The organism is Chitinophaga eiseniae, assembly GCF_900167135.1.
In the GTDB taxonomy this organism is placed as follows: Bacteria; Bacteroidota; Bacteroidia; order Chitinophagales; family Chitinophagaceae; genus Chitinophaga; species Chitinophaga eiseniae.
In genome coordinates, this window is sequence record NZ_FUWZ01000010.1 from 1 (window position 1) to 26,446 (window position 26,446).

A 26,446-nucleotide genomic window follows, 5' to 3' on the forward strand; every position below is an offset into this window, starting at 1 on the left:
GCTAAAGGGCGTAAAGGCTCAATAGTGGCTATGATCAAGGGTACTCAGTCTGAATTTCTCAAAGAAATACTATTTAAAATCCCTAAACGCTTACGCCAGAGAGTACGGGAAGTTACGATTGATATGTCTGGCAGCCTCAATAGCGCTGTTAAAGCCTGCTTCACCAACGCCCATAGGGTGATAGATCGCTTCCATGTGCAACACCTGGCTTTTGACGCAGTGCAGGAAATAAGAATAAAACATCGCTGGGAGGCCCTGGAACAGGAAAATCAGGAATATGAGCAAGCGAAACGGACAGCAACAAAGTATGAACCTGTCAGGCTGCCCAATGGCGACACCGCTAAGCAGCTGTTAGCCAGAAGCAGATATTTGCTGTTTAAACATTCCAGGTTATGGACCAGAGAGCAGCAGCAGAGGGCGGAATTACTATTCAGCCACTATCCCCTTATTCATAAATCCTATCAACTATCCCTGCGTCTGGGCGAGGTTTACAGGCAGTGCAAGTGTAAAGAAGAGGCGTTTAAGAAACTGGCTTTGTGGTATAATGACGTAGAGGAAGCGGGGATATTATCTTTCAAAACCGTTGCCAGGACTATTAGAACTCATTATCTGGGCATCCTCAACTTCTTCAATAACAGAGCGACAAATGCTGCTGCAGAGGCTTTTAATGCCAAAATAAAATCCTTCAGAAATGCGCTAAGAGGTGTACGGGATATAGAATTCTTTCTCTACCGATTAACTAAATTATATGCTTAACTTTTTTACGCTATCCCCCAACTTTTCAACTTGATCCGATTTGTACTGTGGAGGTGTTTATCCATGAATAAAAAAGGTCGCATTTAAAAATACGACCTTTCATTGATAATCTGTGACCGCGTCAGGATTCAAACCTGAAACCTTCTGATCCGTAGTCAGATGCTCTATTCAGTTGAGCTACGCAGCCATTTCCCGTTCCGGGATTGCAAAGATAAACATATTATTTTATCCTAACAAATTATTTTTCAATAATTTACATCTACTACTTTTTAACAGTATGTTTTTATTGAGCTAAAAAAAACTGCAAAACATGCTGCAGCTATTTTTATTTTGTGACCGCGTCAGGATTCAAACCTGAAACCTTCTGATCCGTAGTCAGATGCTCTATTCAGTTGAGCTACGCAGCCATTTCCCCGTTTGGGATTGCAAATGTAGGATTAGTTTTTATTTAAACAAATTTTTTTAAAATATTTTTTTGAGACACTACCGTCAACCACTATACGCAGCTGATACAACACCGGCCCAAACAGCCCACCACAAAGCGATTACAGCGTCGCTTATTTATCCACCGGATAAGGTCCGTCTGTAAAAACAGTGCTGTGATAACCCTTTGAACCAACTACCTGCGCCAACGGGCTGAAGACATCGCGCCCCTCTTCCAGCGCTTTCAGGGCATCCCCGAAATCATACGCCGGGCGCCAGCCCAGCGCCTTTCGCGCTTTTGAATTATCATATACACGGTCGATCACCGGTTGCATCTTCCAACACAGTCGATCATATACGGCATCGAAGCCAGGAAAATAACGGCGCACCACCGCCGGCGCATCCTGTTTCAGCGCCTGCATATCCTCTATGGCAAACGGTGTGGTGGCACTGATCACATAACGGTCAAACCCGATAACAGCCGCTTTCTCCGCAGCCGCCAAATGCGCGGATACCACATCGGCCAGGTCTACCCTGCCAAACAACAGTTCATTTACTTTCAGGTTCAGGTCCGCATACGTCGCTCTTTTTTCACGGTCGTCATCTATTTCCGGAAAGAACCGCGAAGTACGCAGCACCACGCAGGGCAGCCCGCGCTTACGGTAAAACAGCCGGCAGAGATCTTCCGCAGCCACCTTCGTAATGCCATAGATATTTTTAGGCGACGGCGGCAACTCCGGCGTCACCCATACCGCCGGTCCGCCCGGCGCCGGTTCCATCGTCTCCCCGAACACACTGGTGGTACTGGTAAATACCAAACGTTCCACACCCGCCGCCACAGCAGCTTCCAGCAAGGTAAGCGTCCCCGTGACGTTGGTATCAATGAACTGCTGCACGGAATGTGTAACTACATGCGGCTTGTGTAAAGTAGCCGCATGAAACACCACCGCTACATCCTTCATACATGCCCTGATGAAATCAGCATCGGTAATGGAACCGACCGCCGACGTAAACGCGCCGGCCACCCGGTCAACGCCGATCACTTCATGACGCAACTCCTGCAGCCTGCGTACCAACGCTTCGCCCAAATGCCCGGAACTACCGGTAACTAAAACACGCATATCATTTTGAAATTTTGCTATTCTGAAATTTTGTTATTGCCCTTATGTTTTCTCCGCTAAAGGTAGGAACGCTGGCTGGCAACGGATATTGATTTACGACGTAAAAATGGTGATCTTTGCGGTATGGCTTACACGATCAGCGGAGACGCCTATAAAGAGATTGCAGCCCGGAGGTTTTCCGGTGACCGTCGCTTCGATCAGTTCGAGCACAGCACCGCCGCTATACCACACGTACGGCACCAGGTGTCCCATGCCTTTAACCAGGACTTCGGGATCATACAGTTCAAAGCTGATTTCGGGCAGGACATTAAAGTACAAAAAGTAAAAGACGTTCCACATGTGAGCCTCCATTTTCAGCTGAAAGGCAGCTCCTGCGCAGATTTCAAAGGCCTTGCCCCTCAACCGCTGCAGGCAGGGGAATTTAACCTGTACGCGTCCGACAATTTTCAGTCGGACCTGCACTTCAAAGCGCAGCAAGGATTCGAATACCTTGCTATTACTTTCCGGCAGTCCTTTCTGCAGAACGTGCTGGACCAGTTTTCCGCACCGCCGCCGGAAGTTACCCGCAACCTGTCCTCCGGCGCCACCTTTATGCTCTCCCCTTCTGCTATGCGGATCTCACCGGAGATACAGCTGGCCCTACGCTCTCTGTTACACCCACCGGTATCCGATAATTTATTGCCGGTATATCGCCACAGCAAGGTGACAGAAATTACCACCCTGCTGTTTTCAGAACGCTACCCGGAACCCTGCCTGGTATGGCGGCAGGAAATGCGGGACATCTATCATTATATCCTGGAGAATGCCCTCCACCTCTCCTCCCTGGCGGATGTGGCCCGGCATTTCCCCTTAACGGAATACCAGATCAGACAACAACTGCGCCTGCAATACGATACCACCTTTTATGAACTGGTACAGGAACGTAAAATGGCCCATGCCATGCAGCTGTTTCTACAGACCGACATGCACGTCAACGAGGTGGCCTGGCTGACCGGCTACGGTAACGCCAGCAACTTTATCCATGCCTTTAAGCGCAGGTTCGGCATGACGCCGGGACAACTGCGGAACCGCTAATATTCATGATTGTTACTGATTTTTATGATGTGCTTAGGTCAAAGGATGACTGCCATTGACCGTGGATTACAATCAGTGCAACCAGTTCGTACTGGCTGAGTTCAGTACTGGAGCGCCGCCGTTCCTCCCACCTTTCTGAAAGTAAGATTGATCCTCGCTTTCATGGGTTTGACAGATTTGGCGATACGGTGCTCCCAGTATTTTTGCAGGTCGCCCTTCATTAATAACAGCGATCCATGTTCCAGTTTGATGGTATAGCGGCGGCGGTGATTGTCTTTGCTACGGAAGTCGAAATTACGCTCCTCGCCCAGGCTCACAGATGCTATCTCTGTTTTTAATCCGGGTACAGTGTCCTTGTCCGAATGCCAGGCCACCGAATCATTGTTGTCCCGGTAGTAGTTCAACAACACTCCATCGAACGATATACCTGTATGCGCTTCCACTTTCGCTTTTAATGCCAGCAGCTCCGGCGGCCAGGGCAATACCGCACGCTGGTCCCCGCTCCGGATAGGTTCACTGCCGAACCAGGCTGACAACCGCGGCGTCAGCACCTCCTTCTCATACATGGTCACTTTGCTTTGCTGCCAGGGAACGGTGCTCAGCAGTTGCTGCAGTAACTGGTCACTTTCGTCCCTGCCCAGGAAGGCCGGGTAATATTCCAGCAGGTCTTCCGGCAGCATCAGCGGACTATCTTCAAATAATTTCAGTTGCATGGTTCTCTATTTAAAATTTCTGCCTGTAGGGAATAGTTCTGCCTGTATCATTTTAGGTGTGGTCTTTTTAGCGACAGGCGGCGTACTGTCGCTATATGGTACATTCATCAGGTGCTCTTCATCGGTGGGCAATGACAGCTGGTTCAGCAGCGCATTGCAGTTATAACATTTCTGAATGATGACATGTGTCACACTCCCTTCCCGCTGCAATTTCCCTTCCACCATCAGCAGGCGGGACGTAACAATTTCTTTCCGGAAACGGTTAAATATTTTCTCGAAGGCGACCAGGTTGGCGCTGCCGGTTTCATCCTCTATCGTGATAAAACAGATACCGCTGGCCGTTCCCGGACGCTGCCGCACCAGTACCAGTCCGGCTACCCGCAAAAGGGTGCCATCCGGCCACTGGTCCAGCTCCCGGACGGACAAGACACTCCGTTTAAACAGTTGCTGCCGTACAAAGCTGACCGGATGGGCTTTGAGTGACAAGGCCATAGTAGCATAGTCCTGCACCACATGTTCCGACGGCGTCATCAATGGCAGCGTTACCGGCGCTTCGCTGGCACTCTCCGACGCCTGCCCTTCAAAAAGCGCATATGGCCGGTCGGCCAGGGCCGACACCTCCCATAATGCCCGGCGGCGGTCCATTCCCATGGACCGAAAAGCGTCTGCATCTGCCAGCCGTTCCAAAGCGCTTAAGCACACCCCGGCATCCATAAGGGAATGTATATTTTTATAAGACGTTGCACGCCCTGCCAGCAGCCGTTCCATCTCTTCCTGCCCCAGCCCTTTTACCTGCCGGAACCCCAGCCGCAAGGCGCGGTACTTGCCGGTATGCTCTTCCAGTGTATTGTCCCAACAGGAATGATTCACATCTACCGGACGAATAATAACACCATGATTACGGGCATCCGTCACCAGCTGCGCAGGCGCGTAAAAACCCATCGGCTGACTATTCAACAACGCACAAGCAAAAACATCAGGATAATAACATTTGATCCAACAGGAAACATATACCAGCAAAGCAAAACTGGCAGCATGGCTTTCCGGAAAACCATAAGAGCCAAACCCTTCCAGTTGTTTAAAAATGCGCTCCGCAAAGGCCGCGTCATAGCCTTTTTTCACCATGCCGCTCACCAGTTTCTCCCGCCACTTTGAAATCTGTCCGTGTGCTTTGAAAGTAGCCATACTGCGACGAAGGCCGTCCGCCTCCGCAGCGGTAAAATTCGCGGCCACCATCGCTATTTCCATAGCCTGCTCCTGGAACAAAGGCACTCCTTTGGTACGCTTCAGGATCGACCTCAGTTCCTCGGAAGGATAATCTTCCGGCTCCTCCCCATTGCGTCTGCGCAAATAAGGATGCACCATGTCGCCCTGAATAGGCCCGGGTCTTACGATGGCGACTTCAATCACCAGGTCATAAAAATTACGGGGCTTTAATCTTGGCAACATCGACATCTGCGCCCGGCTTTCAATCTGGAATACGCCTATGGTATCTGCCTTACAGATCATATCATAAACGGCCGGATCTTCTTCGGGAATAGTCGCCAGGGTATATGGTTCATCATAATGTTGCCGCAACAGATCAAACGCCTTACGGATACAGGTCAGCATTCCCAGCGCCAGCACATCCACTTTAAGAAACCCCAGCGCTTCGATATCGTCTTTGTTCCATTCAATATTTGTACGGCCTTCCATCCTGGCATTGAGGATAGGGCAAAGATCAGAGAGCTGATGCTGCGTGATCACGAAGCCACCCGTATGCTGGCCCAGCTGCCGCGGAAAACCGATGTACTGTTCCGTCAGTTCCAGCACTTTCATGAGCAGCGGATCTTTTGCGCTAAACCCTTCACTGGAAACGGTTTGGCCCGCCTTCCATTCCTCCCTGAATTCATATCCCGATTTGGCCAGATGATCTACCGCGTCCATCGACAAGCCCATGGCTTTCCCTACGTCACGTACCGCCCCTTTCCAATGTACCTGTGTCACCGTAGCCACGATGCCCGCCCTGTCACGGCCGTATTTGGAATAGACATACTGGATCACTTCTTCGCGGCGCTCGTGTTCAAAGTCCACGTCAATATCCGGCGCTTCATCCCTGGCATCAGACATGAAACGGGCAAACAGGAGATTCACCTTTTGCGGGTTAATGGAGGTAATCCCCAAACAATAACACACCACAGAATTGGCCGCAGAGCCACGTCCCTGGCATAAGATCTCCTGGCTCCGGGCGAAGCGTACCAGGTCATATACCGTCAGGAAATAAGCCGCATAATTTTTCCGGGCCATAAAGGAAAGTTCTTCCCGGATGGTGTTCTCCACTTTTTCCGGGATACCATCGGGGAAACGTTCTGCGGCGCCGCGCCAGGTCAGCATCTCCAGCTCTTCCTGCGGCGTGCGCCCTTCCGTGGTGATCTCTTCCGGGTATACATACTCCAGGCTGTCCAGCGAAAACTGACAGGCTTCTGCTATTTCCTGTGCACGGACCAGCGCCTCGGGATAACGCCGGAATAAACGCTGCATTTCCGCGATCGGTTTCAGGTAACGTTCTGCATTCTGGTACAACCGAAAGCCTGCGTTGTGGATCGTGCATTTCTCCCGGACGCAGGTCACAATATCCTGCAACTCCCGCCGTTCGGCATGATGGTAATACACGTCATTGGTGGCCACCATAGCGATATGCAGCGCTTCGCACAACTGCGCGATGCGGTACAGCTTCTTACCATCATCACCGCGGTACGACCAGCAGGCCGCCATGTACAGCGCCGATCTGAAGTACCGGCGATACTCCCTCGCCGCCTTTTTGAAATCCTCCTCAAAATCAAATTCCCCGTTCAACGCCGCCGGCGGTATCATCACGAATTTGATACCGGCCGCATATTGATAAACATCTCTTTTATACAGTTCACATTTACCTTTTTCCGTCCGGAGATTACCGGTAGAAAGCAGTGCTGACAGGCGGCCATAAGCAGCCCTGTCCGTCGGATAAGCCAGTAGCGGCGGGCCATCCTGCAGGTCCAGCCGGCAGGCGGGGATAATGCGGATATTTTTCCCTCTCGCCGCGGCATGCGCCCGCACGATGCCCGCCAGCGTATTATGGTCCGTTACAGCGATAGCCGTATAACCCAGGCTGGCCGCCTGTTCCACCAGCTCTTCCGGGTGCGATGCCCCCCGTAGAAAGCTGAAGTTCGTTGTGATTTGCAATTCCGTATATCCCATACCGTTACTATTCACGCAAAGTATCCGTGTATAAACCATTCCGGCTTATGTTCCCCATAATGCCCGGAGCGAAACAACCAATACCTGCCCCCTTCTTCATCTTCCACCTGATAATAATCTCTTTGTAAGCCTTTCTCGATCCACCATTCCCGCTCAATCCTTTCCGGCCCGTCGGCCCTGACCACCTTATGTATTTTACCCTTATGAATAAAGAGCATAGGCGGATAATCCGGGATCGGTGCAGACACTTCGATGCGCACCGGCGCGCCCAGCAGGCTCACCGGCCTTACCAGGTGTTCCGGCCAGGGCGTTGTCGCCGCTTCCTGCACGTCGTTGGTGGAGCGCACCGAGCGCTCCGGCCAGTGGTGCTCTTCCGGCAGGTATCGATGGATGGCCGCTGCACCGATACGGCTCTCCAGGCGGTCCAGCAATTTGGTCACCGCATCTTTTTTTCCGCAGGTGTCCAGGTCCCACAGCCGTTCCTGCTGTGTCGTCAAACCCTCTACTACCGGCGCTTCCAGCACAAACAGTTCAATGCCCAGGTCCGGCTCGATGGTATCGATCTTCAATTCAAAAAGCCGGAACAGATGTTCCTGGTTGCGCACGGGGCTGTTGGTCCCGATCTCTACCAGCTGTTGCCCACCGTCGGTACGATAACAGACGAGCCTTGCTTTGCGGAGCCCTTTCTCTTCTTGTTGCAACCGCTGACAAGTTGTTTCCAGCAGTTTCCGGATGGCCAGCTCAATACCGGGCGCCGTCCGGATAGGATCGAGACAGGGAAGCCGCTCCACATAAGGTTCCGGCGGCTGTACCGGTACCAGCAGCTCCGGTAAAGTGCCCAGCACTTTGCCGATCCGGTCCAGCACCTGCGGCCCGAAACGTCGCCGCAATACCGCCGGCGGCATATCCATAAACATCCCTGTTTGTGTAAACCCCAGTTTGCGCAAACGCTCTGTCAACAGTGGTTCCAGCTGGAGGGCTTCCGGTGGCAGGTCACGCATCACTGCGGCCTGGCCTCCCGGGGCAACCACCGGGTGCGTGGTACCATAACGGGCCACCGCCCAGGCGGCCGCCATGGTGTCGGCTATCGCCGCCCGCACATGATAACCACCCGCCTGCAGGCGGGTGACAATCGTCTCAAAGTAACCTTCTTCCCCGTCCCATAAGTGCGTACAACCGCTGATGTCCAGTACCAGTCCGTCCGTTCCGTCCACACCGGCGACAGGCGTAAAGCGGTAACACCATACTGCCAGGGATGCCAGTAGCTTATCCTGCGAAGGATCGTCATCGTAAAATAACAGGTCCGGATATACGGCCCTGGCATCCGCCAGTACCGTACCCGGCAATATGCCCAGTGCACCGGCCTCCCGGCTGACGGCACGGATCATGACCCGGCCCCTTTCCGGCGCCACCAGCACAAAAGGTTGCTGACGGAGCCCCGGGTAACGGAGCGCCAGCCTGTCGGCCGCCAGATGACGAAACCACACCGCCATGTAACGCTTCATACGATTAACCTGCTTTGGTATAAACATTTTCTTCTCCCACCTTTTCTGTATAACCATGCTGAAACTGTTGCCCGTCCCATGTTATCTGCCAGCTGCCCGGCTTTCCATTACGGACTTTCAGCAAGGCCACCTGCCATTGCGGATAACCTACACCCGGTAAACCATCTTCCATCAGGCTGGCCATCGGTGAGATCATCCAGCGGGTGGTACACACCGTGTTCTCCACGCTGCGCGGCCGGTGCCGGTGCAACAGGCAGGGCACGCCGCTTTTTTCAATGGCCAGCTGCAGCCGGCGCAACGCGATGGGATGAATATCCGGAACTTCTCCTACCACCGCTGCCAACGCATTACATTTCAGGCACTCTTCCACCACCCAGAGCAGCTCTTTCTCCGATACCAGGTCTATAAAAATGATCCTGTCCGGCACCACGCAAAAAGCCTTCAGGCCCGGAGGAAACAGCGTCCGGTGGGCGCCCACCCAAACAGCCATCTCCGGCCCTTTCATTAAACGGCTCAGCAGTCCGGTCATAAATCCCAGCGTGGCCGCTGCCGTTTCACTGGTGTGACTGATAAATTCATGGGTGCCCCTGAAAGGAAAACAATCTCCCGGGAATGCCCTGTTCAAAGGGCCCAGGTCGGGATGCTCATTGGAATGGGATGAATATACAGTACTCCCTGAAGAAAGAATTTCCCCTCTCAGCCTGGCTATCACCTCATCTCTTTCAGCTGACTGTTTCATATTTCAAAAAGTTGACTTATATTTGGCACTAATAATGCCAATATCACGGCAGTAATAATGCCAAAAAAATATGAAAGAACAAAATAATTTTTGGGCGCATAACCTGAAATTTCTCCGTAACCGGAAAAAAATGACACAGGACGACCTCGCCACCGCCCTGCAGTTCACCCGCACCAAGCTGAAAGCGCTGGAAACCGGCGCCACCCGTAATCCTCCGCTGGAGGACCAGGTGCTGATCTCTGATTTTTTTAAGGTAGACATTGATACGTTCGTGCGCCTCGACCTGTCCCAGTTGGGAGAACTGCGGCTGCGGGAACTCGAAGCCGGCGACATGAGCTACGTAACAGGAAAAAAAATGCGGGTATTGGCCACCACCATCACCCCGGATAATAAAGAACAGGTGGAGATGGTTTCCCACAGCGTACAGGCCGGCTATACCGCCGGTTATGCAGACCCCGACTATATTTCCAGCCTGCCGGTGTTTCATATGCCGCAGCTGCCGGCCGACCGTAAATTCAGAATGTTCCCCGTAAAAGGCGAATCTATGCTGCCCGTGCCGGAAGGCGCTTATGTGATCGTAGAATATATACAGGACTGGTCTACCCTCAAAGACGGCACGCCCTGTGTCGTGATCACCAAAAATGAAGGCATCGTTTTTAAGGTAGTGTACAACCGCATTCAGCAGGATGGACAGCTCCACCTCGTTTCGCTCAACCCGTTATTCAAACCCTACGATCTTCCGGTAAGCGAAGTGCTGGAAATGTGGAAGTACAACAGCTACTGGACAAATACAGAACTGTCACCACAAACTGATATGGAAGCTATTTTACAGGCGCTGGGGAAATTAGACGGAAAGATGGAGCAGTTAATTGTGAAACAGGAGCGTATTTGATATTTACCCGTTTCATGGATGACATTAACGCGCTTCAATAGTAATTCTTCCCTGTTCCATGCGCACCTGGCCACCTATAGGCAGTGTAACCATTGGCGTAGTATGTCCAATATCCACATTGGTAATAACAGGGATGTCCTGTAACAGGGCATGAGACAGCAACATGTCGCTGATGTCATCCGGGGCGCCTCCCTGCTGATGATAAAAACGTCCGACCATCAATCCTTTCAGTTTGTCAGCACCGTTCTGCAATAGCAGGGCGTTTATATACTGTTTTAGCTTTCCTGCCGTATCGTTTCCATAACGTTCACAAATTTCAACAAAAAGCACAGCCCCCTCCAGCGAAGGGAAATAAGGCGTTCCCTGCAGGAGGTTAAAAGATGGGACATGGCCGCCTGTCAGGCGCCCAACAGCGCTCCCTTCTCTCACGATCCTGAATCCGGTATTTATCCGCTCTCCTTTCAGCTCATTATAATTCCCCCATTTCACTGCCGGTTTAATTTCAAAAGATGATTTTGAAAACAAGGCTCTCTTAAAGGCGTCCCATGTATAGTCTATATCAGCATTCGCAACAAAAGAAAACAACATAGGCCCATAATAGGTTATCAGACCCGTGCGTGCGTATATAGCGTTAAGAACAATGGTAGCATCAGAAAAGCCACATAATGGCTTGGGATTCTTTTTGATAAGCTCAAAATCAATATAGGGCAATATCTCGATAGCACTTACTCCCCCCAGTCCAATAAGAACAGCCTTCACGGAAGGATTCGCAAATGCGTCATTCAATAACATTGCCCGCTTTATGATACTGTCTGAAGTTACTTCCGCATTTCCGGTCAGATCATCGGAGACAGTGACTTTTAGCCCATGGCTTTCCAGCTCTCCCACCGCTTTTCTAATGAGGTTACCGGGAAGCGCATGCAGCCCCTCAGAAACTGCAATTACAACAATTTCATCTGCCACTTTCAATACCTCCGGAACCAATATTCCCATTTGCCGATATTTTTATAATTCAATTAATATACAACAATACATTGATCATACAACCTCGAAAATGTCATTTCCTATTACCACAACCTGAACGATACCCGGTTCGTTACCAGAATATGCACAGTTCAGGCGAACTTACCCCCTGTCGGTAGTACGACCCTCAGCTCGTCATGCATGATGTGCAGGAAATTAGTATTGTATACAGCCTCCAGCAGCTGCAGGTCCGGCGTCGCTGTATCCACCGCTGACACCACTGTTTTATCCAGCATAAAAAAGATATCGTCCGCAAACTGGTAAGCCAGTGTCGGATTGTGCATAATGGCAATCACGGTGCGACCATGCTTCACAAAGGTTTTGAGCTTGTTCATCAGAAAATGCTGGTAGTATACGTCCAGGTGGTTGGTAGGCTCATCGAGAATAATGATCTCCGGGTCCTGCATTAGCAGACGACCGATCATCACCATCTGTTGCTCTCCCCCTGACAACTGAGGGAATCGCTTCTTCCGAAGCCCTTCGAGTCCCAATTCGGTGAGTACCTGTTCCACCATCGCGTAGTCTTTCCCGGTTGGTGAAAAGCCGGAGAAAGCCGCACGGCCGGTGAGTAAAATATCTTCCACCGTAAAAGGAAACACCGTCTGATAAAACTGCGGCAAAAAACCGATCAGCCCCGCTTTCTGTTTATGCGTCAGCTTCGCCATAGGCATCCCTTTGACAAACACTTCTCCCCTGTAACCAGACAATACACCGGTGATGGATTTAAACAATGTCGATTTACCACTGCCGTTAGTTCCCAGCAGCACCGAAAATTTCCGGGCACCAAAACCAACATTCACCTCCCGCAGGACCGTTTGTTTCCCATAGGAAAAACTCATCTGTTTTACTTCGATAGCTGCTTCCATTAGTGCCAGTTTAACTTGTTTTTACGCATCAGGTATATAAAAAACGGTCCGCCCAGCAACATGGTGAAGATGCCCACCGGAATTTCAAAGGCGAACAGCGACCGGGAGAAATTATCTATCACCAGCAGGAAAGTACCACCCAGGAAAATACTGGCAGGTATCGCTTTCCGGTTGTCCGCTCCCAGCATCATCCTTACAATATGCGGCAGGAAAAGCCCGTAGAAGCTGACAATGCCCACCGCTGCTACGGTAACGGCTGTCAGCAAGGTGGCGCAGCCAATCAGTACCCATTTGTCTGCGCCCGGGTTCACGCCGGCTGCTTTGGCCGCATCATCCCCCAGTGACAAGACGTTTAGCCGCCACCGGTAGATAAATACCACCACAAGGCCAAGTAATACGGGAATGCATATACGCTTCAGCTCCTGCCACGAGGCAACATGCAGGTTGCCCATCGTCCATTGTACAATCGCCTGTAGTTTATAGGGATTGCTGATATACTGCACAATGGCCAGCCCCGCAGAGAACATACCGGAAATGACCATACCGGACAACACGATGGTGATGATAGTAGCACCCGATCCCGACCGGGCGATCAGGTATGCCAGCAGCACCGCCAGTACCCCCCCGGCAAAAGCCGCAAGGCTCACCGGGATAAGCGGGACAGTCATCGCCAGCGCAGCCCCGAAAGCCGCGCCGGAAGAGATTCCCAACACATAGGAATCCACCAGCGGGTTGCGGAATATGCCCTGCAGCACAGAACCAGACACCGACAACGCGGCGCCCACCAGGAAGGTCAACAGTACCCGCGGCAGCCGCACGTTATAGATAATATTCTTTATCATCGCCCAGCTGTCCTCCTCCGCTACCGTCAGCGACGATGCCACCACTTTTTTGTATGCCAGCGCCAGCGCCGCCCCTGCATCCGCCTGACCGGTAGATCCGATAAAAAGGGATAGTAAGATGACCGGCACCGGCAACGCATAACAAATGAAATAGACTACTCTTTGTTTCAATGTGTTGGCTTACGCCCTTTTAATTCAAATAAATCCGATGTCCCTTCCGGTTGCCGCAGTACCTGCTCTTCTTTCGCATCCGCCGACACCATCACAAACCCTGCCGCCTTCAGCACTGCTATGTCCTTTGCAGGACGGGCATGCCGGGAGATGTCCAACCGGCCCTTGATCCGGTTGGCCTGCTCCATAATATCCGCCGGGTATTTCTCATGCCCTTCCTGGCTGAACTGGCAAGCGCCGAAGTCACCGTCAAAGTTCAGCAGCAAACCGCCGGGTTTCAGCACCCGGAAACATTCGCCGTAAAAAGTGTTGATGTCCGGTATGGTCCACGTCATCAACCGGGTAAATACCAGATCGAACTGCTGTGCCGGAAAATCAAGCTGCTGTGCGTCCATCACGTGATAGTCTACCTCCACCTGCAAGGCCGCCGATACAGCTTTTGCCTCGGCGATCATATTGGCGGAAATATCTGCCGCCGTTACTTCGTATCCCGCCATTGCCAGTATATTGGCGAAATACCCGGAGGCGGTGCCCACTTCCAGTACTTTGTTTCCTTTCAGGTATGGCAACAGTTCTTTAAAATAAGTCAGCCATTGTTGTGTCACCGGCTGCGACCATGCTTCCTGTTTTTCTTCCCGCCATATGGCGCTTTGTCTATCCCAATAATCGGATATTTCCTGCATCATAGTAATGTGATTAATTTGTTACCGGCTTTTTCACCGTAATATTTGATCATAATTTTCTTCACTTCTTCCAGCGATGTTTCGGGGTTTTCCCCCGCCGACCAGGCCTTGATACGCATTGACGCCGGCAGCGACTTAATCGTATGCGGATTGTAAAAGAACATCGGCATCAGGTTGAAGACCGCTTTTTGTTTTACTGCGGTGATACCGGCCAGCTCTTTTTTGCCGTAAAACAGCTCCGCCGGATCATTCCACATCACGATCATATCCGGGTTCCAGCTGATCAGCGTTTCCGCGTTGATGTTAGGCTGGTCCACAGGAGCGGTACAGGCATTCAGCACGCCGGCATACTCCAGGCAATCGTTCATCATGCTGTTGCGGCCCGTGGTGGCATAGATGCGGCCATTGGCCCACGTGAAATAGGCTTTCTTCCTGTCCTTTTCCGGTACCTTGGCGGCATCCGCCTGCATGGCCTCAAAACGCCTTTTCGTATAGGTGGCCAGCTCCTGCGCCCTCCCTGTTGCACCTGTCAGCTTGCCTACATCTTCCAGTTCCTTCAGCACCTGCTCATACTTTTCGGAGGATGCCAGGTAGACGGCAATCCCCATCTCCCGCAGTCCCTGGATAATGCCGGCGCTCATGTGTTTGGCAATGACCAGGTCGGGCTGCAGCGCGATGATACTTTCGATGTTGGCCGTTTCGTTACCGCCGGGAATAGCCAGGCGCCTGTCTTTTATCCGTTCGTCGATCAGGCTGTACGGCACGAACAGCTCCTTGTCTGCATACGTCTCCGCCGGTATCCCTACCAGTTTATGCTGTACCTGCAGCATGTATATCGCGTCCATCACCGGATCAAACAGGCAGACGATCCTTTCGGCGGGCTTGTTCAGCACCACCTTGTTGCCCTGCACATCCGTAATAGTAATAGCTGCGTCATCTGCCGGCTGCGCGCCGGGGCTGCAGGCCGACAGGAACATCAGCCATGCTGATAAAATAAAAATATGTTTCATGCGTATTTTTTATAAGTTAACCGTCAGCGCGCAACGGAAATTACGTGGCGCCGTTTGTACCCAGTAATACATGTCGTTCCGTTTCCAGGCGGTGCTGTACAGATGATCATCCAGTAGGTTGTTGACGATCAGGTTAATGCTGTATTTCTTCCTGGAATAGCCAATGCCCGCATCCAGCCTGAAAAAATCTTTCAGCGCCTCAGGGCCGGTATTCGTATATCGCTCTGCCCTGCCGCCCATAAACTGGTACCCGGTTGAAACAGAGAGACCGGGCAGCCTGGGAATAGGCAGCGTATAGTTCACCCAGGTGTTCTGAATATGTTTTATCCTGTTGGGCGTCGCCATCCCCACCATTTCCGGGTTCTTCTCATCTTTGGTGATCTTAGATTCCGTAAAGGCATAGTTCACCACGATGTTGAGCCCTTTGGCCACGCGGCCTCTCACATCTACTTCCACGCCTTCCGACCTGTTTTCACCTGTCTGATAAATAGCATTTGATACCGGATCTCTCAGGATAGTGCGTGTTCTGTAGATCTGGTAAACAGACAACGTGGTATTCCACGTGCCGTCGTGCCAGTCTTTTTTGATCCCTGCCTCATAACTTCTGCCTGTCAGCGGTTTCAGGGAGGAGCCATCATAGGCCACCCCGGCCTGCGGCAGGTAAGAATGATCATACAACGCATATACGCTGGTGGCAGGCGTCACCATGTAGTTAATACCGATCCGCGGCGTCACCACCAGGTCGCTCGCATCGGTCTTTTTGCCATACTGGTTAAAATTGGCGCTGGACTGCGTCATACGGACGCCCGCATTCACTTTCAGTTTATCCGTCAGCGGGATCTCGTCCATCACATAAACCGAAACGTAATGCAGCCGGCCTTTGGTGCGGTTGTTTTCACCGTAGATATCATTCTCCGATTCAAAACTGCCACCGGCGCCGTTGTTGTTGATCACGTTGCTGTATTTCGGGTGGGAGATACTCAGCGGATAGACAGTGCTGGCCGTTTCCCAGGTGTCTGTTGTGCTGTTTCTTTTATCGTTGAAGTCTATCCCGGCCATTACCGCATGTTTGACAGCCCCGGTAGTAAAACGGCCACGGATATACGCCTGTGCCGAGAAAGTATTATACCCCACGCCATCGTACACATAATATCTGTTTAATATATCCGGATTGTGATTGTTTTTTCCATATACCCAGAAGATACTGCCGTTATATTCGTTGTTAATATTGCTGATGCGGGTGGTCAGGTTCCAGTTGTCGTTGAACTTATGTTCTACCGTAAAGAAAAGGTTATGGTCGCTGGCCCTGTAGGGACGGGTATTGGGATCGGAGATAGAAAAATCCCGCGGCAGGGTGCCGAAGCCATAGGGCGATATCTGCGCTTCACTCAGCAGCATGTAATTCATGCGCTGATAAATATATTCCAGCGTGAAGGATGTTTTTTCACTGGCGACATATTTTACAGAAGGCGCTATCAGCACGCGGGTATTGTTATCGAATTTCATAAAACCTTTGGTGCTCATGCCCATCAGGTTAAACCGGTACTGCCATTTTCCCTTATCGTCCAGCACGCCGCCCATATCTGACTCTGCGCGGAAGAAATCAAAACTGCCGTACATCATTCTGAAAGTATTTTTTTTGATGCCGGTCGGTTTTTTGGTCACAATATTATAGGAGCCGGCAGGATCGCTCAACGCTGTCATAAAACCGGAAGGACCTTTTACAAACTCGATGGTCTCAATGATGGCGGCGTCGTCGCCCAGGGGACCTTTTATCAATGGCCGCAGATCAACACCGTTGCGTTGTGCATTGATGTATCCTCCCCGTGAGTAAATATCCGGTGACACGGCATTGTGCAGTTCTTCACGCATCGTGCCGCTCACATTGCGGGTAACACTTTCTATGAGATTATAGACAACCTGGTCTTGCAGCACTTCTGCGCTGATAATTTGTATGTTCTGTGGTGTTTCTATCAACGGCGATTGCAAGCGCAGATCAGAAGATATTTTACTAAGATTATATTTCTTATAGTATTTACTGGTCACAGTCAGTTCATCCAGCATCCGCACTTTCATTGAATCCGGCGTCTCCTGCTCCTGGGCAGAAACACTCAGACATGAAAGGGCCAATGCCGCCAGGGACATCGTTTTCCTAAGCATATCGAATAAAAAAAAATTAACTAATTAAAATTGGCGTTAGAAGAAATTCCGTGCGTTAGCGGAGCGTAGCCATGTGTGCCAGTAGAAGTAGCAAGAATTTTATTTTCGTGACACGAAGGTCGTTTTTTTTTGTGTTAACAAGAAACAATAATTGAAAAAAAATTCCAACAATATGTTAAAAGACCGATAACAAAATCAAATAAATCGATTAACTACTTGTTGTTTACCAACTTTTTACTACTTTCGCTGCGATTCATACGCAGTCACACTTTTATGCGCACACCGAAACACACATATCAATTTATAAGACGGATTTCAGCTATCTTCTCGATGCTGTTATTTGTGTGGGTGACTGTTAGCATGCCTTATATATTAATTACGCAAGCAGAACAAAAGCAAAAAACACATACCCTTAGCAAACAAAATACGGACACTTACTCCGGCCTCAACGAAGAACGCTCCGGCTTCAACGAAGAGCGGGTGGAGGAAGACAGTCCCCTTTCGGAATATCTTGTTGAAAGGAAAGAGGGTATGCCTCTTATCCTTGGCCATGTACAGCACATTATGGGAGAAGATACCTTCTATCTGGTCCACCACTCTCTCGAATTGATAACCCCGCCTCCGGAACGTCAGCTTACCTTAGCCTGATTTTACTTTCGTTTTAATGTTTGAATAACGTGTAGAAGACGTTGTTCTGTCCATCTTTTTTTCAGGATTGTCATTTATTCATTCTCATTTTCATTGCGAATAACGCGCAGGTAACATTTTTACGTGCAGTCATTTAAGGCTGTCGCCTGCTGCATTTATTTTCATTTTCCATGAAGGACAACGTGTCGCAAACGTTGTTCCGTTCAGCCTTTCGGGCTGTCCCTGCTATACCTGTGTGCAGATACGATGGTATGGCGCCAAAGATTATTTCTATCATAATTAAATACAATTACTATGCATCTAACCACCCGGGAAATTGAAAAGCTGTTGTTACACCAGGCAGGAGAGTTGGCTGCCAAACGGCTAAAGCGCGGGGTGAAATTAAACTACCCGGAATGTATCGCCTACATCTCCAGTGAAATCATGGAACAAGCCAGGGATGGCAAGAAATCGGTGGCGGAACTCATGGAATGGGGCACGAAGCTGTTGACCAGAAGCCAGGTCATGGAAGGTGTTCCGGAGATGATCCACGACATCCAGATCGAAGCCTTGTTTCCTGATGGAAACAAACTGGTGACTGTCCACTCTCCTATCCGATAAACACTCATTGCTTAACCTGTTAAACGAAATAATTATGATACCGGGAGAACTCATCCTTAAAAAAGAAGATATCATTTGCAACGCCAAAAAGAATACGGTAAGGATAGAAGTAAAAAACACGGGGGACCGTCCTATCCAGGTTGGCTCCCACTTTCACTTTTTTGAAGTGAACAAGGCGCTTGATTTCGACAGAAACCGGGCCTTCGGCATGCGGCTCAATATCCCGGCCAGTACGGCAGTACGTTTCGAACCCGGAGAGAAAAAAGCGGTGATCCTGGTAGCATTCGGCGGTAAGAAAAATATCTATGGGTTCAACAACCTCACGGATGGCAACGCCGCCAGCAATACTGTCAAAAGCGAAGCCATTGCCAAAGCGAAGAAGAACAACTTCAAAGGCGCCAAATAACGGCGGTTGTCTGAAACATTACACTTTTCATTAAATCAAAAAGTATGTCCGAGAATAACGAGAATCGAAAAAAAGGTGGTACCTGGAACAGACGGGAATGGATTAAAATCGTGGGCGTTACCACAGCCGGGTTAACGGTGATGGGCCTCAACAAGGCGTATGCGCAGAATGGCAACGAGGTAAGATTTGAAAACGGAAACCTGTATATAAAACGTGAAAAATATGCTTCCCTCTTCGGTCCTACCACGGGCGATAAGATGCGCCTGGCCGATACCGAGCTGTTTATTGAGATAGAAAAAGACTTCCAGATCTACGGTGAGGAAAACAAATTCGGTGGTGGCAAAACGGTGCGTGATGGCATGGGACAGGCCACTTCCGCGCTCGACAAAGACGTGCTGGACCTATGTATCCTCGGCGCAGTGATCATCGATCACTGGGGCATTGTGAAGGCAGATATCGGTATTAAGGACGGTAAAATCAAAGCTATCGGTAAAGCCGGCAACCCTGATACGCAGGACGGCGTAACTCCGGGTATGATCATCGGTCCCGGTACGGAAGTACACGGCGGCTGGGGCTACATTGTAACACCGGGCGGTGTTGACACGCACATTCACTTTATCTGCCCGGAGATCATCGATACGGCGCTGTACAGCGGCCTTACCACGCTGATCGGCGGCGGTACCGGTCCCAACGACGGCACCAACGCCACCACCGTCACACCAGGCAAATTCTTCATGGAAAAGATGCTGCACGCTTCAGAGGAACTGCCGATCAATCTAGGCTTTTTCGGTAAAGGCAACGTGTCCAACGAAGAGGCACAGGCGGAGATGATCAGGGCCGGCGCATTGGGCATGAAAGTGCATGAAGACTGGGGCGCCACACCGTCTACCATCGACATGGCGCTGCGGGTGGCCGACAAGTACGACACCCAGGTAGCGATCCACACCGATACCCTGAACGAAGCAGGTTATCTCGAAGATACCATCAAAGCCATCAACGGCAGGGTGATCCACACCTTTCACACGGAAGGCGCCGGCGGCGGGCATGCGCCGGACATCATCCAGATCGCGATGTATCCCAACATCCTGCCTTCTTCCACCAATCCTACCAAACCCTATACCTATAATACCGTAGCAGAACACGTGGACATGCTGATGGTCTGCCATCACCTGAGCCCTGCCATCAAAGAAGACGTGGCCTTCGCCGACTCCCGCATCCGTCCTTCCACCATTGCAGCGGAAGACGTACTGCACGACCTCGGCGTGATCAGCATGATGAGCTCCGACTCCCAGGCCATGGGCCGCGTAGGCGAAGTGATCACCCGTACCTGGCAAACCGCCCACAAAATGAAGGTGCAAAGGGGCGCCCTGCCGGAAGACAACAAACGCGGCAACGATAACTTCCGCGTTAAACGTTACATGGCCAAATACACCATCAATCCGGCGAAATCACACGGCATCGACGAATACGTGGGCTCTATCGAACCAGGTAAAATCGCCGACCTCGTGATCTGGAGACCGGAATTCTTCGGCATAAAACCCGAAATGATCTACAAGTCCGGAATGATCGTGGCTTCCAAAATGGGCGATCCTAACGCCTCCATCCCAACGCCGCAACCGGTGCTTTACCGCAAGATGTACGGTGCTTATGGCAACGCAGTGGCGCAGACCAGCTACAACTTCGTTTCCAAAGTGTCTATAGAATCCGGTAACATCGGAAAGCTGGGACTGAAGAAAAAATCGCTGCCGGTAAAAGGCTGCCGTACCGTAGGCAAGAAAGACATGATACACAACGACGCGATGCCTAAACTGGAGGTAGATCCGGAAACATACACCGTAAAAGTAGACGGTAAAGTGGCCACTTGCGAACCGCTGAGGGTTCTGCCGCTGGCACAGCGCTACCTGCTGTTCTAAAATAATACAGGGATGATCATAGTTGAAGAAGTGTTGAAACATCCGTTTACCGGAAACAGGGTACGGGACGTCTTTGAAATTGAATGGTACGAAACGGCTAAAACAATTATCAGGCGCCCTACCCTGTCCGGAACGGAGATAGCGGTCCGGAAACACAACAGGATACCGCTGGCCGATGGCGATATCCTGTGGATGGATGATGAAAAATACATCGAGCTGGTGATAAAGCCCTGCGAATGCATTGTGTTCACACCAGCGACACTGAAGGAAATGGGGATCATTTGTTTTGAAATCGGCAACAAACACATCCCCATTTACATCGATGACGGGAACAACATCAGCGTGGCCTACGAGTCGCCTTTGTTTATGCAGCTGCAGCGGGCCGGCTACGCCCCCCGCATCGAAGAACGGAAGTTGTTGCAGACGCATATGCTGAGGGCACACGGTCATAACAATTACAATGCAAATGATTAAAGAATGCAGAAACTATTAACACTGCTGCAGGTAAACGACTCCATGTTCCCCATAGGAAGCTTCACGCATTCCTATGGGCTGGAGTCTTATGTGGACGCAAGGATCGTGCATGATAACAGTTCTGCCGCCGAGTATGCCAGGACGATGCTGGAACACAGCATCTACTATAACGACGCCGCTTTCCTGTACAAGACCCTCACCTTGCCTCCCGGAAAAAAAGGATGGGACAAGCTCGTGGAGCTGGATACCCTGGTGACGGCCTTAAAAGCATCGTATGAAATCCGGGACGCCAGTAAAAAACTGGCTATCCGCTTCCTGAAACTAACGACGGAACTGAAGTCGTACCCCACCTGTAAAAAGTATGCAGCCGCCATACAACAGGAGGAATTACACGGCCATTACGCCATCGCTTTCGGACTGCACGTCAAAGCGGCGGGCATTTCCCTGGAAGACGCGCTGAGCGCATTTTATTACAACACGCTGAATGGTATTATCACCAACTGTGCTAAAACAGTCCCCATCAGCCAGACTGCCGGTCAGAAAATACTGTACGACCTGCAGCCGGTGATCGCTAAGCTGGTCCGCCAACAACCCGGTATGGACGAGCAACAACTGGGACTATGCTGTATAGGACAGGAAATAAAGTGTATGCAGCACGAGAAACTGCGTACCCGTATTTACATTTCCTGATCATCAAATTTTTAAATGCTTGTGACATGAACAAATATGTAAAGATAGGTGTGGCCGGTCCTGTAGGCTCCGGTAAAACCGCACTGATAGAAGCGCTGACAAGAAAAATGAGCAACGACTACAGCATCTGCGTAGTCACTAATGACATCTACACCAAAGAGGATGCTCAATTCATGATCAAAAACTCCAAACTTCCTGCAGACAGGATCCGTGGCGTGGAAACAGGCGGATGCCCGCACACCGCCATCCGCGAAGACGCCTCCATGAACCTCGAGGCCGTGGAAGAACTGGTCAAACTCCATCCGGACACGGAGATCGTATTCATCGAAAGCGGCGGCGATAACCTCGCAGCCACCTTCAGCCCCGATCTGGCAGACGTCACCATCTTCGTGATAGATGTGGCGGAAGGCGAAAAAATACCCCGCAAGGGCGGCCCCGGCATTACCCGGTCCGACCTGCTGCTGATCAACAAAATTGACCTGGCGCCCTACGTAGGAGCCAGCCTTGAAGTGATGGAAAGGGACGCTAAGAAAATGCGGAACGAAAAACCTTTCCTGAAAACAAATATCCGGGAAAAGATAGGTCTGGATGACGTTATCACCTGGATCAAGAAATACGCATTACTCGAAGCATAATCAGAAATACCATGATCAATAGGGATAATTCACTGACAAGCAGGGTTGACATTAGCTGCAAGCGGGAAGGGCCTAAAACCCTGCTGGTGAACAGTTATTTTGATATTCCCTATAAAGTAGTACACTATGGTTCCAAGCTGCTGCAGGACCACCTGGAGGTGATGATGATGTGTTACTCTCCGGGAGTGATGGACGGCGACACGCTGCAGATCAGCGTGCACTGCCCGGAAAAATCGGAGATGAAACTGTTCACCCAATCGTTCAACAAACTGCATCCCATGAAAAAAGGGGCTTCCCAAACGATGCATGTGAAAGTGGACGATCACGCACTGATGCAGTACCTGCCACAGCCTACCATCCCATTCAAAAATTCCATTTTCGATATGGACAACCTCATCGAAGTGGCGGAAAGCGGGCACCTGGTATGGGGCGACATCATCAGCGGCGGGCGTATCCACTCCGGTGAAAGGTTTGAATTCTCCAAACTGCACAACCGGACAAAAGTATACCGTGGCGGGAAACTCATCTTCTTCGACAACCAGCTGATGGAGCCCCGCAAACAACCCCTGGAACGGATGCTGTTCTTCGAAGGACACACCCACCAGGGCACGTTGCTGATCGTCTCCGATTACGCCAACGCTTTTAAAGAGGAATTGGACGAAGTGCTGACGGAGCAGTTTACCGACATGAGCTACGGCTTTACCCAATGTGGTAAAAACGCACTGCTGATACGCGCCCTGGGCGAAAGCGGCGACGCTATGCACGAATGGTTGTCCAACATCGGCGATATGTGCTGGAGCTTTATCAGGCATCATATGGCGGAAGCGGAAGCAGTGGCGCCGGAGGCGCCCATCTCCCGGAAAAAACCGGCTGCGAAAAAACCGGCTGCGAAAAAGGCGCCAGCCCAAAAGAAAGCCACAGCAGCCAAAAAACGGCCGGCTCCAAAAGCGGTCATTAAAACATAACCCGGGACTTCAGCCCCGGAAAAAAAATAAAGCCATGCACGAAGTTCCAATAGTCAGAGATATTTTCAACACGCTGCAGGAAAGCCATCCGGACAAGTTCGACCGCATCACCAAAGTACAGGTGGAAGCCGGCCTTTTATGTAACGTGCAGCCTATCCTGATCCAGAATGCATTTGAAGCCATGATTCTCGATGAGCCACAGCTGGCACACATCGACCTGGAAGTGGTGCTGCTGCCGATCATAGCACATTGCGACACCTGCGGCAAAACCTTCGAAGTGGTCCGGCACAGGTTCGTATGTGCCTGCGGCGCCCCTTCCAGGAAAATTATGCAGGGCGAAGAACTGAGAATAAGCAAAGTTGAATTTCTAACATAAAAATAATCACCATGATTGATACGAAACCTAAAAGCAACCGGATGCCTGCCGGATCTGTACAGTGTGATAACACCACCTTGAACCTCTTAAAGGCGAACGACTTTGTTGCTAAAGCGATCAGAGATAAAGTGCCGGATGTATTGATCATCAATATCTGCTCCTCCCCCGGCAGCGGCAAAACCACGCTGCTGCAGGAAACCGGCAGACGACTGAAAGATAAACTGAATATCGCCGTGCTGGTGGGCGACCCCGAAACGGAAAGAGATGCGGTAAGACTGCGCGATGTGGGCATTAACGCCCTGCAGATCGTTACGGGCGGCATGTGCCACATTGAAGCGCAGATGATCTACCAGGCGCTGGACCATATAGACCTGAGCAAGGCCGACCTGCTGATCATTGAAAACGTTGGCAACCTCGTTTGCCCGTCAGCGTTTGACCTGGGAGAAGATTTCCGGGTTACCTTACTGGCATCTACCGAAGGTGACGACAAACCCAAAAAATATCCACGAATGTTTTTAACCAGCGAACTGATGGTGGTGTCCAAAGCCGACCTGCTCCCCTACGTTCCATTCTCCGTAGAAGCTGCCGTGAAAGACGCCCGGGAAGTTAACCCGGACCTCTCTGCCATACAGGTGAGCACATTGACCGGCGAGGGCATCGACGAATGGTGTAGCTGGCTGGAGGAAAAGGTAAAAGCGAAAAAGGCCCGGAAACAATAATGTTCCCCGGCCAGCCACCCTCCTACCAAAATTGAATCTGAATCTTAATATGCACATGAAACTAATACTGACGACCATTACCTTTATCTGTTCATCCGGTTATCTGTTGGCACAGACTACTCCTTCACCGGCCGCTGACACCAGCGCCCGACAGGCGAAAGAAGCGCCTTCGCTTTTGTTTAAAAAGAAACCGGACGCACTGGAAAACATCCATATGAATTTTTTACTGCGGAGCTCCCTGGAAATACCGGACGGCGACCGGCAGTCCAGTATGCGTATGAACGAAGCCCGGTTTGAAGTATTAGGCACCATCGCGCCGGACCTTGATTTCAGGATCAGGTATCGGCTCAACAGGGCACAGACGCCCAGGGACCTTGACAACTCACCCGGATCGCTGGACCATGCTTCCGTCAATTATAAATTCGGCAAGGACAAAAAATGGTCTGTTAATGTCGGCAAACAAGCCGCCTATGTGGGCAACTGGGAGTTTGAAACAAATCCCACCTACGAATATCAATACTCCGATTTTGTCAACTACCAGACGAATTTGTTCCTGATGGGAATAAGGTTCGGATACCAGGTGAACAAAAATCACGGCTTCTTCCTCCAGCTGCATAACACTTACAATAACTCCTTCCATACTACCTACGCCAATGCAGGATACGCTGCTGATGGCCTTAAAGGTTCCAAAACGCCCATGGGCGTATATGCGAGTTGGTTAGGCAAGATGTTTGATCAGAAGCTGCATACTTTCTGGAGCTACAATGTTTCCCAGTACGCATCGGGCAAAACCAACCACGCTGTTGCCCTGGGCAATAAACTGACGCTGAAGAAATTAAAAGGTTATCTCGATCTTCAATGGGCGGCCATGCCGGTTGACTACGTAAACATTGCGTCACCGTCCATCAACAAATACCAGCAACAGCTGAATCCTGGTTTTGTTCCCGGATTTGCGAGAGATGTCAATTACAAAGGCGCCGTACTCCGGCTGGACTACGAGTTTATACCGGGATGGTTCCTGACCACCAAAGGCATTTTCGAGTCTTCCAGTCAGACGAAAGACAACAGCACTATCGGGAAAAATTTCCGGGAAAACATCGGCATCCTTGCCGGACTCGAATACAAGCCTATCGCCAGCCAGCACATGAAACTGTTTGGGTACTACTACAACAACCAGGTAAAATACAGGAACGTAATCGCCGATGCCAACGCCCATCAGCGCTCCAGCCTGTTTGCAGTAGGCGTGTTGTATTTTGTCAACGCATTCTAAGTGGTAAGTTTAATTCGCGCATATGAAAGTGGTAAGATTTGGTGTCTCAATAGAGAAAAATGTATTGCAGTTGTTGGATAATTATATTGAAGACAACCAATTCCCTAACCGGTCACAGGCGATCCGCCACCTCATCCAGCGGATTGAAGTGGAGAAACAATGGGAGGCGGATGCGGTGGTCGGCGGGTCTATCACGCTGCTGTTTGATCATCACAAAAGAGACCTGTTGGACAAGATCACCGATATCCAGCACGATTTCCATGATCTGATCCTCTGCTCCCAGCATATTCATTTAGACCACGACAACTGTCTTGAGATCATCGCGGTGAAGGGAAAAGCGTCGTTGCTGAAGCAGCTGGCCAACGCCCTGACGGCGGTAAAAGGCATTATACACGGGCAGTTATCGATGACGAAGATTAGTTAGGACCAACAGACAGGCGTAAAGAAGAATGAAAAAGGATGTCTCACGCTCAGTGGGACATCCTTGCTTTTGTGGGCACCGGATATCAAAAAAGCATCAGCATCTGTTTAAATTTGTACAGCACCAGATAGTGGT

The 26,446-nt window shown here is 50.7% G+C and carries 26 protein-coding genes and 2 tRNA genes; 15 read left to right on the top strand and 13 right to left on the bottom strand.

The features are described 5' to 3' along the window. The coding region (locus B5D63_RS33715; RefSeq protein WP_078673308.1) for an ISAon1 family transposase at window positions 1-756 on the top strand (756 nt) is incomplete at its 5' end. Window positions 757-869: 113 nt separating this feature from the next. On the opposite strand, the gene B5D63_RS33720 is transcribed toward B5D63_RS33715, so the two are convergent. The 3 genes from B5D63_RS33720 to B5D63_RS33730 all read right to left on the bottom strand — a co-directional run bounded on the left by B5D63_RS33720 (window position 870) and on the right by B5D63_RS33730 (window position 2,300). Further along, window positions 870-943: transfer RNA gene (locus B5D63_RS33720), tRNA-Arg, on the bottom strand. A gap of 146 nt (window positions 944-1,089) precedes the next feature. Further along, window positions 1,090-1,163: transfer RNA gene (locus B5D63_RS33725), tRNA-Arg, on the bottom strand. A 150-nt stretch (window positions 1,164-1,313) separates the two neighbouring features. Beyond that, window positions 1,314-2,300: an NAD-dependent epimerase/dehydratase family protein gene (locus B5D63_RS33730; RefSeq protein WP_078673309.1), complete on the bottom strand. Its 987-nt coding sequence runs from the start codon at window positions 2,298-2,300 to the stop codon at window positions 1,314-1,316. Between the two features lie 123 nt (window positions 2,301-2,423). Here B5D63_RS33730 and B5D63_RS33735 point away from each other — a divergent pair, with 123 nt between their 5' ends. Further along, window positions 2,424-3,374, top strand: a complete 951-nt coding sequence (locus tag B5D63_RS33735; protein WP_078673310.1) for a helix-turn-helix transcriptional regulator — start codon at window positions 2,424-2,426, stop codon at window positions 3,372-3,374. Between the two features lie 101 nt (window positions 3,375-3,475). Here B5D63_RS33735 and B5D63_RS33740 read toward each other — a convergent pair whose 3' ends face one another. From B5D63_RS33740 to B5D63_RS33755, 4 genes are read right to left on the bottom strand one after another with little or no spacing between them, the layout of a single operon-like run. After that, the gene (locus tag B5D63_RS33740) at window positions 3,476-4,087 is read right to left on the bottom strand and encodes an alpha-ketoglutarate-dependent dioxygenase AlkB family protein (RefSeq protein WP_078673311.1); all 612 of its coding nucleotides are present in this window, start codon (window positions 4,085-4,087) and stop codon (window positions 3,476-3,478) included. A gap of 6 nt (window positions 4,088-4,093) precedes the next feature. Further along, a complete protein-coding gene (locus tag B5D63_RS33745) occupies window positions 4,094-7,303 on the bottom strand; it encodes an error-prone DNA polymerase (RefSeq protein ID WP_078673312.1) in 3,210 nt (1,069 codons plus the stop codon). A gap of 11 nt (window positions 7,304-7,314) precedes the next feature. Next, window positions 7,315-8,808: a Y-family DNA polymerase gene (locus tag B5D63_RS33750; RefSeq protein ID WP_078673313.1), complete on the bottom strand. Its 1,494-nt coding sequence runs from the start codon at window positions 8,806-8,808 to the stop codon at window positions 7,315-7,317. Between the two features lie 4 nt (window positions 8,809-8,812). Further along, entirely contained in the window at window positions 8,813-9,547 is a 735-nt protein-coding gene (locus B5D63_RS33755; RefSeq protein ID WP_078673314.1) for an ImuA family protein, read from the bottom strand. A gap of 70 nt (window positions 9,548-9,617) precedes the next feature. Here B5D63_RS33755 and B5D63_RS33760 point away from each other — a divergent pair, with 70 nt between their 5' ends. Then, window positions 9,618-10,439: an XRE family transcriptional regulator gene (locus B5D63_RS33760; protein WP_078673315.1), complete on the top strand. Its 822-nt coding sequence runs from the start codon at window positions 9,618-9,620 to the stop codon at window positions 10,437-10,439. A 24-nt stretch (window positions 10,440-10,463) separates the two neighbouring features. Here the strand turns inward: B5D63_RS33760 and B5D63_RS33765 are convergent, their stop codons facing one another. The 6 genes from B5D63_RS33765 to B5D63_RS33790 all read right to left on the bottom strand — a co-directional run bounded on the left by B5D63_RS33765 (window position 10,464) and on the right by B5D63_RS33790 (window position 17,194). Continuing rightward, complete coding sequence (locus B5D63_RS33765; protein WP_078673316.1) at window positions 10,464-11,432, bottom strand: S66 family peptidase; 969 nt, start codon at window positions 11,430-11,432, stop codon at window positions 10,464-10,466. Window positions 11,433-11,554: 122 nt separating this feature from the next. Next, on the bottom strand, window positions 11,555-12,328 hold the full coding sequence (locus tag B5D63_RS33770) for an ABC transporter ATP-binding protein (RefSeq protein WP_078673317.1): 774 nt from the start codon (window positions 12,326-12,328) through the stop codon (window positions 11,555-11,557). After that, window positions 12,328-13,341, bottom strand: a complete 1,014-nt coding sequence (locus B5D63_RS33775) for a FecCD family ABC transporter permease (protein ID WP_078673318.1) — start codon at window positions 13,339-13,341, stop codon at window positions 12,328-12,330. The genes B5D63_RS33770 and B5D63_RS33775 overlap by 1 nt, the downstream gene beginning before the upstream one ends. Continuing rightward, a complete protein-coding gene (locus B5D63_RS33780) occupies window positions 13,338-14,027 on the bottom strand; it encodes a class I SAM-dependent methyltransferase (RefSeq protein WP_078673319.1) in 690 nt (229 codons plus the stop codon). Before B5D63_RS33780 ends, B5D63_RS33775 begins: the two co-directional genes overlap by 4 nt. After that, window positions 14,024-15,034, bottom strand: coding sequence for an ABC transporter substrate-binding protein (locus tag B5D63_RS33785; RefSeq protein WP_078673320.1), 1,011 nt, complete (start codon window positions 15,032-15,034; stop codon window positions 14,024-14,026). The genes B5D63_RS33780 and B5D63_RS33785 overlap by 4 nt, the downstream gene beginning before the upstream one ends. A gap of 9 nt (window positions 15,035-15,043) precedes the next feature. Then, window positions 15,044-17,194: a TonB-dependent siderophore receptor gene (locus B5D63_RS33790; RefSeq protein WP_078673321.1), complete on the bottom strand. Its 2,151-nt coding sequence runs from the start codon at window positions 17,192-17,194 to the stop codon at window positions 15,044-15,046. A gap of 273 nt (window positions 17,195-17,467) precedes the next feature. On the opposite strand from B5D63_RS33790, the gene B5D63_RS33795 reads away from it, so the two are divergent. From B5D63_RS33795 to nikR, 12 genes are all read left to right on the top strand, one after another. Continuing rightward, window positions 17,468-17,842 (top strand): hypothetical protein, encoded by a 375-nt coding sequence (locus B5D63_RS33795; RefSeq protein WP_143313336.1) that lies wholly within the window; start codon window positions 17,468-17,470, stop codon window positions 17,840-17,842. Between the two features lie 294 nt (window positions 17,843-18,136). Further along, window positions 18,137-18,442 carry an urease subunit gamma gene (ureA, locus tag B5D63_RS33800; protein WP_078673323.1) on the top strand — a complete coding sequence of 102 codons (306 nt, stop codon included), beginning with the start codon at window positions 18,137-18,139 and terminating at the stop codon, window positions 18,440-18,442. A 34-nt stretch (window positions 18,443-18,476) separates the two neighbouring features. Beyond that, complete coding sequence (ureB, locus tag B5D63_RS33805) at window positions 18,477-18,848, top strand: urease subunit beta (protein WP_078673324.1); 372 nt, start codon at window positions 18,477-18,479, stop codon at window positions 18,846-18,848. Window positions 18,849-18,892: 44 nt separating this feature from the next. Further along, on the top strand, window positions 18,893-20,761 hold the full coding sequence (gene ureC, locus B5D63_RS33810; protein WP_078673325.1) for an urease subunit alpha: 1,869 nt from the start codon (window positions 18,893-18,895) through the stop codon (window positions 20,759-20,761). A 12-nt stretch (window positions 20,762-20,773) separates the two neighbouring features. Continuing rightward, on the top strand, window positions 20,774-21,235 hold the full coding sequence (locus B5D63_RS33815) for an urease accessory protein UreE (RefSeq protein WP_078673326.1): 462 nt from the start codon (window positions 20,774-20,776) through the stop codon (window positions 21,233-21,235). Between the two features lie 3 nt (window positions 21,236-21,238). Continuing rightward, complete coding sequence (locus B5D63_RS33820; RefSeq protein ID WP_078673327.1) at window positions 21,239-21,925, top strand: urease accessory protein UreF; 687 nt, start codon at window positions 21,239-21,241, stop codon at window positions 21,923-21,925. A 26-nt stretch (window positions 21,926-21,951) separates the two neighbouring features. Then, window positions 21,952-22,560 (top strand): urease accessory protein UreG, encoded by a 609-nt coding sequence (gene ureG, locus B5D63_RS33825; RefSeq protein WP_078673328.1) that lies wholly within the window; start codon window positions 21,952-21,954, stop codon window positions 22,558-22,560. Window positions 22,561-22,571: 11 nt separating this feature from the next. After that, window positions 22,572-23,525, top strand: coding sequence for an urease accessory protein UreD (locus B5D63_RS33830; protein WP_078673329.1), 954 nt, complete (start codon window positions 22,572-22,574; stop codon window positions 23,523-23,525). A 34-nt stretch (window positions 23,526-23,559) separates the two neighbouring features. Further along, a complete protein-coding gene (locus B5D63_RS33835; RefSeq protein WP_078673330.1) occupies window positions 23,560-23,901 on the top strand; it encodes a hydrogenase maturation nickel metallochaperone HypA/HybF in 342 nt (113 codons plus the stop codon). Window positions 23,902-23,912: 11 nt separating this feature from the next. Continuing rightward, complete coding sequence (gene hypB, locus B5D63_RS33840) at window positions 23,913-24,620, top strand: hydrogenase nickel incorporation protein HypB (RefSeq protein WP_078673331.1); 708 nt, start codon at window positions 23,913-23,915, stop codon at window positions 24,618-24,620. A 55-nt stretch (window positions 24,621-24,675) separates the two neighbouring features. Continuing rightward, on the top strand, window positions 24,676-25,890 hold the full coding sequence (locus B5D63_RS33845) for a porin (RefSeq protein ID WP_159456269.1): 1,215 nt from the start codon (window positions 24,676-24,678) through the stop codon (window positions 25,888-25,890). Between the two features lie 22 nt (window positions 25,891-25,912). Then, on the top strand, window positions 25,913-26,314 hold the full coding sequence (gene nikR, locus B5D63_RS33850) for a nickel-responsive transcriptional regulator NikR (RefSeq protein ID WP_078673333.1): 402 nt from the start codon (window positions 25,913-25,915) through the stop codon (window positions 26,312-26,314). Window positions 26,315-26,446: the final 132 nt, after the last annotated feature.